We start from the raw sequence: 8,619 nt of genomic DNA on the forward strand, positions 1-8,619 counted from the left end.
TGGTACGGGCATTAGCGTGAGCCATAGAGGACCTCCTTGGAGTGCATGCCTAGACACATCCACTCCGCCGGGAGGTCCTCCCTATTTCAAGCAGGCACGCCGTCAACAACCTCTCGGGTCACGACATCTAGAGCCGGTGCCACGGCGTTCAGCCGGCGAGCGCGATGCCCAGCACGAGGGCGGCGAGCGCGGTGACCCCGGTCAGGGCGCCGAAGACGGCGAGCCCGGCGCGGGTGCGGGCGCGCGCGTGCAGGAACGCCGTCACCCCCGACAGGACGACGACGACCATCTTCACGATCAGGGTCACGTGCCAGGCGCCGTGGTCGTCGTCGCGCGTCGCGGCGATGTTCCAGCCACCGGTCACGAGCAGCACCGCGAACGCGGGCCAGGCGATCCGGTTGAACGCCCGCGCGGCGGCCCTGGGGACGTCGGCACCGGCGGCCCTGAGCGCAGGGACCAGCGCGGCGAGGGTGAGCTGGCCGCCGACCCAGATCGTCGCGGCCACGACGTGCAGCGAGAGACGGACGATGTCGGAGGCGGACGCGAGCATGCAGCCATGATCGCAGCGACGGCGTGTGTCGCGTGCTCGCCGCGGCAGCGCTGATCACCTAGCCTGCCGCCATGTCGAAGAACCGGCTCGAGGCCTTCAGCGACGGCGTCATCGCCATCCTGATCACGATCATGGTGCTGGAACTGCACAAGCCCGACGGCTCGTCGTGGTCGGCGCTGCGCCAACAACTGCCGACGCTGCTCGCCTACGTGCTGAGTTTCGTTTACATCGGCATCTACTGGAACAACCACCACCACCTGCTCGCCACGGTGCGGCGCGTCTCGGGCGTCTCGCTCTGGGCCAACCAGCACCTGCTGTTCTGGCTGTCGCTCGTCCCGTTCATCACCGACTGGATGAGCGAGACCGACTTCGCCGTGGTGCCCGTGGCCGCCTACGGCATCGTGCTGCTCGCCGCAGCGGTCGCCTTCTTCCTGCTGCAGGGCACGCTGCTGCGCGTCGAGGGACCCGACTCGACGCTCGCCACCGCCATCGGACGCGACCGCAAGGGCAAGCTCTCGCCCGTCCTCTACGTCACGGGCATCGCGCTCACCTTCGTCGACCGCTGGCTCGGCATCGTCTGCTACGTGATCGTCGCGCTGGTCTGGCTGGTGCCCGACCCGCGGCTCGAGCGGGTGCTCACCAGCGCCGGTTCGGACGACTGACGCCGGAGGTCAGCCCAGCAGGGTGCGCAGGTCCGCGAGGCTGTCGAGCAGTCGGACGCGGGGATCGAGCAGCAGCGCCGCATCGTCGACACCGCCCGACCGCACCCCGACGACGAGTCCGGCGCCGGCGTTGAGGCCGGAGCTGACGTCGCGCGGGGTGTCGCCGGCGACCAGCACCCGCCGCACATCGGTCGCACCGGTTCGCTGCATCGCCTGGAAGACCATGTACGGCGCGGGGCGGCCGGCAGGGACGTCCTCCGTGCAGACCACTGCGTCGAGCAGGTCGTCACCCCAACCGACCGCGCCCAGCACGAGCTCGGTGACGTCGCGGTCGAACCCGGTCGTCAGCGCCACCCGCACACCGTCCTTGCGCAGGGCCGCGATCACGTCCTCGACGCCGGGCAGCGCCTGCGGCGGCCGCTCGCGGTAGCTGCGCTCGAGCCGCGTGCGGAAGTCGGCGAACGCGGCGTCGACGTCGCCACGGCCGTCGAGCAGCGCGGTGATCGCCGTGCGCTTGTCGGCCCCCATCCACGCGGCGACCTCGTCGGCGGACGGCCTGCCGCCCTGGCCACGCACGGCCTCGGCGAGCACCTCGTAGACGAGCCCATGCTCCTCGACGGTGGTGCCGGCGATGTCGAGGACGGCGAGGTCGATCATTCAGATCAGCTCCGGGACGGCGTGGCGGGACAACGCCGGTGCCGAGGCGGCGGCGTTGTCGATGGTGAACGTGACGAGGTCGGGACGGTAGCGGTCGTCCGAGTACTCCGACGGCGGCCCGCCCGCCGGACCCGCGAGTCGCCGCTCGCGCAACAGGGGGCGTCCGGGGTCGATGCCGAGCAGGGCGGCGTCGGTCGGATCGGCCACCACGGCATCGATGGTGTGCCGGGCACTGCTGAGATCGGCACCGCGGGTGATGAGGAACGCGTAGATCGAGCCCGAGTCGCAGTCGAAGTCGAACAGCGCGCGGCCGACGGCGTCGACGAAGCAGGAGCGCTCGACCATCGCCGGTTCGCCGTCGACCGTGCGCAGCCGCAGCACCTCGACGACCGCGTCGCCGGGCTCGATCCCCAGGTGATCCGCGATCGTCGCATCCGCGCGGCGGCGCGCGATCTCGACCGTGCGCTGGCCCGGGACGAGACCAAGACCGCTCACCCAGCTGCTGAAGGACAGGAACGTCTCGAACGGCTGTCCGAGCGAGCGACCGCGCACGACGGCGGGCTTGCCCGGACCGCCACCGATCAGTCCCTCGGCGCGCAGCGTGGCCAGCGCCTGTCGCACCGGGGCGCGCGACACCTGCCACTGCTGGGCCAACTGCGCCTCGGACGGGATCGGGTCACCGATGTCGAGACGCCCGGTGCGGATCGCGGCCCGGATGTCAGCGGCGATCTGCGTGTGCAAGGGGGACAACCGCACATGACAAGTCCTACCTGAGCACCAGGTGGCGAAGACGTCCTGCAGGTGAACGAGGGACGAGCACTTGTCGCACCCCGTTGACGGTGCAACCGGCGCCGCGACAGCGTGCCTGTCATGACAGGTCCGGGCGCCGCTGACGTGGTCGTCGTCGGTGCCGGCATCGTCGGGCTCGGGCTCGCACTGCAGGCGATCGACGCCGGCCTGTCGGTGATCGTCGTCGAGCGCGACGACCATGCCGTTGGCGCGTCCGTGCGCAATTTCGGCCACGTCGGCACGACCGGTCAGTCAGGGGTCGCCCTCGACTATGCCCTCGCCGCCCGCGAGACCTGGTTGCGCGTGGCCGGTGCGAGCGGCGCCTGGCTGCGCAGTGCCGGCACGGTGGTGGTCGCCCGCGCCGACGACGAGCTGGCAACCCTGGCCGAGTTCGCCGACCGGCGCGGCGCCGCCCGGGTGCGGCTGCTCACCGCGGCCGAGGTCGACGGTCGCACCGGCATCGGCTCGTCCATCGGTGGCGCGTTGCTGCCGCTCGATCTGCGGGTCGACGCGCGGGCCGCGATCCCCGCCGTGACGGCGTGGCTGGCAGCGCGTGGCGTCCGCTTCCTCTGGTCGACGGCGGTCACCGCGGTCGAGAACGGACGCGTCGACACCACCCGCGGCACCATCGGGGCCGACCGAGTGTTCGTCGCGGTCGGGCACGACGTCGACCGCTTCTTCCCGGACGCGGCTGATGACGCCGGCCTGGTGCGGTGCGCACTGCACATGCTGGCGGTCGATGCGCCCGGCGGCGGCCGGCTCGACCCGGCCGTCCTCACCGGGCATTCGCTGCTGCGGTACGGCGGCTTCCTCGAGTGCCCGAGCGCCGAGCTCGTGCGCGCGCGGCTGATGCGTGAGCAGCCGGCGACGATCGAGGCCGGGCTCAACCTGATGTTCACGCCCCGCCCGGACGGCAGCCTCGTCATCGGCGACACGCACGCCTACGCGCGCACGCACGACCCGTTCGACGACGAGGCCGGCTACCGGCTCGTGCTCGACGAGACCGCACGGCTCCTCGGTGTACCGCAGTTGGCAGTGCGCCAACGGTGGCGCGGCGTCTACGCGTCCGCCCGAGAACCGTACCTGCGGCACTCCCCCGCACCGGGCGTGCACGTCGCGAGCGTCACCTCGGGCATCGGCATGACGACCGCGTTCGGCTTCACGGCCGCGGTCTTCGCTGAGAGCGGTTCACCGTCGGCCAACCGAAGTTCGGCCGCCGTTCACAACTGATTCGGCGTCCCGTGGTGGTGGTTCATCACGGTGGGCGCGACCAACTGCACCGGCCAGGGCCGGGAGAAGGAGAGAACATCCGTGAAGCGATCGATCAGTGTGGCGGCGGTGTCGCTCGCCGCAGGCGCGCTGGCGCTGACCGCATGCTCGAGTTCGGGCACCGCGTCGAGCAGCGGCGGCACCTCGCCGGCGGCGAACACCAGCAGCAGCACGTCGGCCGGCACGTCGTCGTCCACCGGTGACGGCAGCGCGGCCACGGCCACCTCGGCGTCGGCGCTGGGCGGCATGGACGCGCTCGTCGCGGCGGCGAAGAAGGAGGGCCAGCTCAACGTCATCACGCTGCCCCGTGACTGGGCGAACTACGGCGAGCTGATGGACAACTTCACCAAGCAGTACGGCATCAAGATCACGGACGCGAACCCCGACGGCTCGTCGGCCGACGAGATCAACGCGATCAAGTCGCTCAAGGGCCAGGACCGAGCGCCTGACGTCGTCGACGTCGGCATGGCGTTCGCCTACTCGGGTGCGAGCGAGGGTCTGTACGCGCCGTACGAGGTGTCGACCTGGTCGGACATCCCCGCCGCGGCGAAGGACGCGAACGGGCTCTGGTTCAACGACTACGGCGGCGTCATGTCGATCGGCTGCGACGCGAGCAAGGTCGCGAAGTGCCCGACGTCGTTCAAGGACCTCGACAACCCCGCCTACAAGGGCAAGGTCGCGCTCAACGGTGACCCGACCCAGGCGAATGCGGCCATCCAGGCCGTCACCGCGGTCGCGCTGGCCACGGGTGGGTCGCTCGACGACGTGCAGCCGGGCATCGCCTTCTTCGCCAAGCTGAAGAAGGAGGGCATCTACAAGCCCGTGCAGGCCACCGCGGCGACGATCGAGTCGGGCGAGACGCCGATCGTGCTCGACTGGGACTACCTCAACGCCGCCAAGGCGACCGCCGCTGCGGCCAAGGGCGTCAAGTGGACGGTCACCGTGCCGAGTGACTCGCCCGTGCTCGCCGGCTACTACGCCCAGGCGATCAACAAGGACGCCCCGCACCCGGCCGCCGCGCGGCTGTGGGAGGAGTACCTCTACAGCACAGCCGGCCAGAACGGCTTCCTCAAGGGTGGTGCGCACCCGGTGGAGCAGGACGCCATGACCACCGCGGGCTCGATCGACAAGACGCTGCTGGCCAAGCTGCCCGCCATCAAGGGCACGCCGGTGCTGCCGAACCAGACGCAGACCACCACCATCGGCCAGACGCTCGTGAACAAGTGGGCCGCGACGGTCGGCTCGTGATCCTGTGGTGCTCGATCTGACGGTCGGGGAGCAGCCCGCTTCGGCTGCTCCCCCACCGGCCGGCGCCGGCAGGGGCAGGCTGCGCGGCCTGCCCCTGCTGGCGATGGCGCCGTTCTGGCTGTTCTTCGGACTGTTCTTCGTGCTGCCGACGGGCGCGCTGCTCTGGCTCGCCGTCCGCAGCCCGGCCGTCCCGGGCAAGGCGGCCGTGCCCGCGTCCGGCGGCGGGTTGCTCGGCCAGGCACCGACGCCGGCGCAGCCCGCCGTGCCGGCGAAGCCGGCCGGGTTCACCGGCCACTACGTGCGGCTCGCCCTGCAAGGAGCGTTCGGGCGCGGCCTGGTCAACTCGATCGAGCTGTCGGTCTTCACCGCGCTCGTGTCCGCCGTGGCCGGGCTGCTGCTCGCCTGGGCGGTCGTGCAGGGACGCGGGTGGTTCAAGCAGCTGGTGCTGAGCGCGTCCGCGGTGTTCGCCAACTTCGGCGGCGTGCCGCTGGCCTTCCTGTTCGTCAGCACGCTGGGCACGGCCGGCATCCTCACCAAGTGGTTCGACCACCTGGGCGTCGACCTGACCAGCAGCTTCGACCTCTACTCGCTGCGCGGCGTCGAGCTGGTCTACCTGTACTTCCTCGTGCCGCTCATGGTGCTGGTCGTCGCGCCGGCGCTCGAGGCGCTGCGGCCGCAGTGGCGGGAGGCCGCGTCCAACCTCGGTGCGTCGACCTGGCAGTACTGGCGGCACGTGGCCGCACCGGTGCTGCTGCCGACCTTCGTCGGGTCGGTCGCGCTGCTGTTCTGCTCGTCCTTCGCCGCGTACGCGACCGCGGCGGCCCTGACCAACGGCACGCTCGCGCTCACGCCGCTGCAGATCAAGGCGGAACTGTCCGGCAACGTCCTGAGCGGGGTCGAGACGCAGCACATCGCGGCCGCGCTCGCGCTGGTGATGGTGCTGATCGTGGTGCCCCTGACCGTCACCTACCAGCTGATGGAGCGGAGGACGGCGCGATGGCTGCAGTCGTGACGACCCGGCCTGCGGGTCGCCGCCGGGTGCTCAGGTTCCGTCCGGTCGTCCTGACCCTCGCCGCGCTGTACTTCTTCGTGCCGCTGCTCGCGGCGCTCTGGTTCGCGCTCTACAACAGCCGGCAGGGGTTCCGCTGGCATGCGCTCACCGGCATGTTCGGCGAGCCGAGCTTCGCCGCCGCGTTCCTGCTGTCGGTGCGGCTGTCCGTCGCCACGGTGCTCGTGACCCTCGTGCTGATGGTGCCCACGACGCTGCTCATCCATCTCAAGCTGCCGCGGATGCGACGCGCGGTCGAGATCGCGTGCATCCTGCCGCTCGTCATCCCGCCGGTGGTGCTGGTCGTCGGGGTGTTCACGGTGCTCGGGTGGGGGCCGCGACAGCTGGCCGGCACCCCGTTCCAGTCGATCCTCGACTGGATGCAGAACTCCAGCTTCCCGGTGCTCGGGTCGTTGCCGGTGATCCTGGTCGTCACCTACGTCGTGATGGCGCTGCCGTTCACCTACCGAACGCTGGACGCCGGGCTGCGCACGTCCAACATGGGGCCGCTGGCCGAGGCCGCACGCGGGCTCGGCGCCTCGTGGCCGACGTTCATGGTCCGGGTCGCGGTGCCGGCCCTGCGCACGTCGATCCTCAACGCGGCCTTCCTGGCCTTCGCGCTGGCCTTCGGCGAGTTCACCGTGGCCAGCATCCTCAACTACCTCACGTTCGCCCCGTGGATCTACCAGTACAACAACACCGACGGCCAGCTCGCCGTCGGCGTCTCCCTGCTGTCGCTCGTGATCACCTGGGTGTTCCTGCTCGTCATCACGGCGCTCGGCCGTACCAAGTCCACGGAGGGCGCGACGTCATGACGTCCGAGATCGTCTCAACACCTGTGGTGGCGCCCGCCGTCCGGGAACAGTTCCGGCAGGGCACGCGCGTCGAGTTCCGCGACGTCACCAGGGTCTACGGACGCACGCGCGCCCTCGACGGCCTGACGCTCACCGTCGAGCCGGGCGAGCTGCTCGCGCTGCTCGGCCCGTCGGGGTGCGGCAAGACGACGGCGCTGCGCATCCTCGCCGGCTTCGCCGAGCCGAGCAGCGGCGCCGTGCTCGTCGACGACCAGGACGTGACGCGCACCGCCGTGAACCGGCGCGACATGGGCATGGTCTTCCAGGCCTACTCGCTGTTCCCGACCATGACCGCGCGCGACAACGTCGCGTTCGGCCTGCGGCTGCGCAAGCAGGGCAAGGACCACCGCCGCCACCGCGCCGACGAACTGCTCGAGCTCGTCGGCCTGACGACGCACAGCGAGAAGTTCCCGCACCAGCTGTCCGGCGGGCAGCAGCAGCGGGTCGCGCTCGCGCGGGCACTCGCGATCGCGCCGCGGGTGTTGTTGCTGGACGAGCCGTTGTCGGCGTTGGATGCGAAGGTGCGCGAGCAGCTGCGGGAGGAGATCCGCCGCATCCAGCTCGAGCTCGGTGTCACGACCGTGTTCGTGACGCACGACCAGGAGGAGGCGTTGTCGATGGCCGACCGCGTCGCCGTCATGAACGCCGGACGGCTCGAGCAGGCCGACGCCCCCGCCGAGCTCTACCACCGCCCGGCCACGACCTTCGTCGCCCGCTTCGTCGGCTCGATGAACCATCTGCCCGGCACGCTCATCGGACGCGACCAGGTGCGCGTGCACGCCAGCGGGCAGCTGCTGCCGCTCATGGCCACGCAGGAGTCGGGCGCCGGGGCGGTGCGTGTGCTCGTGCGTCCGGAGGCGATCACCGTGACGCCGGATGCGGACGGCGACGGCGTCGTCGTGCTCACCGCCTTCCGCGGCGCGACCACGCGGGTGCAGGTGCTGCTCGGCAACGGCACGGAGCTCGCCGCCGACGTCGCCCAGCACCAGGCCGTGCGGCTCCCGGCCGGCGAGCGGGTCAGCGTGACCGTGCACGACCAGCCGGTGCTCGTCGAGCCCGCATGACGACGCTCGACCGGCGGCTCGTCCGCGGCGACGGCACCGGTTACCGCGCCGTCGTGCCGGCGCCCGGCGAGCCGCACGAGACGCGCACCGAACTGGCCGAGCTGCCGTCGGGGCGGCTGACGCCGCTGCTGACCCTGGCGCACCTGTCCGACCTGCACGTGTGCGACGCGCAGAGCCCGGCGCGGGTCGAGTACCTCGACCGGTGGGCCGACCCCGACTCGCCGGTCGTCGACATCACCGGCAACGTCGGCTCGTACCGGCCGCAGGAGCCCCTGACGGCACAGGTCGTCGAGGCGATGGTGCGGGCCGTGAACGCGGTGGCCGGCGCGCCGGTCGGCGGTGCCGCGGTCGACCTCGCGATCGTCACCGGCGACAACACCGACAACGCCCAGGCCAACGAGCTGGCGTGGTACCTCGCCCTGCTCGAGGGCGGCGCGGTGCGCGCCGACTCGGGCGATCTCACACGATGGCAGGGCAT

10 protein-coding genes and 1 pseudogene are annotated in these 8,619 nt (G+C 71.3%); 7 read left to right on the forward strand and 4 right to left on the reverse strand.

Annotation, left to right across the window (positions count from 1 at the left end):
* Positions 1 to 148: 148 nt before the first annotated feature.
* On the reverse strand, positions 149 to 550 hold the full coding sequence (locus ACTHMS_RS09760) for a hypothetical protein (protein WP_440306467.1): 402 nt from the start codon (positions 548 to 550) through the stop codon (positions 149 to 151).
* A gap of 71 nt (positions 551 to 621) precedes the next feature.
* Between ACTHMS_RS09760 and ACTHMS_RS09765 the strand changes: the two genes are divergently transcribed.
* Positions 622 to 1,212 carry a TMEM175 family protein gene (locus ACTHMS_RS09765; protein ID WP_440306468.1) on the forward strand — a complete coding sequence of 197 codons (591 nt, stop codon included), beginning with the start codon at positions 622 to 624 and terminating at the stop codon, positions 1,210 to 1,212.
* A gap of 9 nt (positions 1,213 to 1,221) precedes the next feature.
* Here ACTHMS_RS09765 and ACTHMS_RS09770 read toward each other — a convergent pair whose 3' ends face one another.
* Positions 1,222 to 1,869 carry a phosphonatase-like hydrolase gene (locus ACTHMS_RS09770; RefSeq protein ID WP_440306469.1) on the reverse strand — a complete coding sequence of 216 codons (648 nt, stop codon included), beginning with the start codon at positions 1,867 to 1,869 and terminating at the stop codon, positions 1,222 to 1,224.
* Complete coding sequence (locus ACTHMS_RS09775) at positions 1,870 to 2,625, reverse strand: GntR family transcriptional regulator (RefSeq protein ID WP_440306470.1); 756 nt, start codon at positions 2,623 to 2,625, stop codon at positions 1,870 to 1,872. It lies immediately after the preceding gene.
* A gap of 114 nt (positions 2,626 to 2,739) precedes the next feature.
* Here ACTHMS_RS09775 and ACTHMS_RS09780 point away from each other — a divergent pair, with 114 nt between their 5' ends.
* The gene (locus tag ACTHMS_RS09780; RefSeq protein WP_440306471.1) at positions 2,740 to 3,888 is read left to right on the forward strand and encodes a TIGR03364 family FAD-dependent oxidoreductase; all 1,149 of its coding nucleotides are present in this window, start codon (positions 2,740 to 2,742) and stop codon (positions 3,886 to 3,888) included.
* Here ACTHMS_RS09780 and ACTHMS_RS09785 read toward each other — a convergent pair.
* Positions 3,879 to 4,175: a hypothetical protein gene (locus ACTHMS_RS09785; protein ID WP_440306472.1), complete on the reverse strand. Its 297-nt coding sequence runs from the start codon at positions 4,173 to 4,175 to the stop codon at positions 3,879 to 3,881. The genes ACTHMS_RS09780 and ACTHMS_RS09785 overlap by 10 nt on opposite strands.
* Between ACTHMS_RS09785 and ACTHMS_RS09790 the strand changes: the two genes are divergently transcribed.
* The 5 genes and pseudogenes from ACTHMS_RS09790 to ACTHMS_RS09810 form a co-directional block, all read left to right on the forward strand.
* Entirely contained in the window at positions 4,174 to 5,175 is a 1,002-nt protein-coding gene (locus ACTHMS_RS09790; RefSeq protein WP_440306473.1) for an ABC transporter substrate-binding protein, read from the forward strand. The two genes, ACTHMS_RS09785 and ACTHMS_RS09790, sit on opposite strands and share 2 nt — an antisense overlap.
* Before the next feature lie 7 nt (positions 5,176 to 5,182).
* Positions 5,183 to 6,187, forward strand: coding sequence for an ABC transporter permease (locus ACTHMS_RS09795; RefSeq protein ID WP_440306474.1), 1,005 nt, complete (start codon positions 5,183 to 5,185; stop codon positions 6,185 to 6,187).
* The gene (locus tag ACTHMS_RS09800; RefSeq protein WP_440306475.1) at positions 6,172 to 7,038 is read left to right on the forward strand and encodes an ABC transporter permease subunit; all 867 of its coding nucleotides are present in this window, start codon (positions 6,172 to 6,174) and stop codon (positions 7,036 to 7,038) included. The genes ACTHMS_RS09795 and ACTHMS_RS09800 overlap by 16 nt, the downstream gene beginning before the upstream one ends.
* Complete coding sequence (locus ACTHMS_RS09805) at positions 7,035 to 8,141, forward strand: ABC transporter ATP-binding protein (RefSeq protein ID WP_440306476.1); 1,107 nt, start codon at positions 7,035 to 7,037, stop codon at positions 8,139 to 8,141. Before ACTHMS_RS09800 ends, ACTHMS_RS09805 begins: the two co-directional genes overlap by 4 nt.
* Positions 8,138 to 8,619: pseudogene (locus ACTHMS_RS09810) on the forward strand (TIGR03767 family metallophosphoesterase); the annotation flags it as partial. The gene ACTHMS_RS09805 and the pseudogene ACTHMS_RS09810, both read left to right, overlap by 4 nt.

The sequence above is a fragment of the Jatrophihabitans sp. genome (genome assembly GCF_051960575.1).
GTDB lineage: Bacteria > Actinomycetota > Actinomycetes > Mycobacteriales > Jatrophihabitantaceae > JBQCEE01.

Excerpts from the sequence above, each read along its gene's own strand:
- ACTHMS_RS09760 (WP_440306467.1), bottom strand. The coding sequence starts at position 550 with ATGCTCGCGTCCGCCTCCGACATCGTCCGTCTCTCGCTGCACGTCGTG.
- ACTHMS_RS09765 (WP_440306468.1), top strand. The coding sequence starts at position 622 with ATGTCGAAGAACCGGCTCGAGGCCTTCAGCGACGGCGTCATCGCCATC.
- ACTHMS_RS09770 (WP_440306469.1), bottom strand. The coding sequence starts at position 1,869 with ATGATCGACCTCGCCGTCCTCGACATCGCCGGCACCACCGTCGAGGAG.
- ACTHMS_RS09780 (WP_440306471.1), top strand. The coding sequence starts at position 2,740 with ATGACAGGTCCGGGCGCCGCTGACGTGGTCGTCGTCGGTGCCGGCATC.
- ACTHMS_RS09790 (WP_440306473.1), top strand. The coding sequence starts at position 4,174 with ATGGACGCGCTCGTCGCGGCGGCGAAGAAGGAGGGCCAGCTCAACGTC.
- ACTHMS_RS09785 (WP_440306472.1), bottom strand. The coding sequence starts at position 4,175 with ATGCCGCCCAGCGCCGACGCCGAGGTGGCCGTGGCCGCGCTGCCGTCA.
- ACTHMS_RS09800 (WP_440306475.1), top strand. The coding sequence starts at position 6,172 with ATGGCTGCAGTCGTGACGACCCGGCCTGCGGGTCGCCGCCGGGTGCTC.
- ACTHMS_RS09805 (WP_440306476.1), top strand. The coding sequence starts at position 7,035 with ATGACGTCCGAGATCGTCTCAACACCTGTGGTGGCGCCCGCCGTCCGG.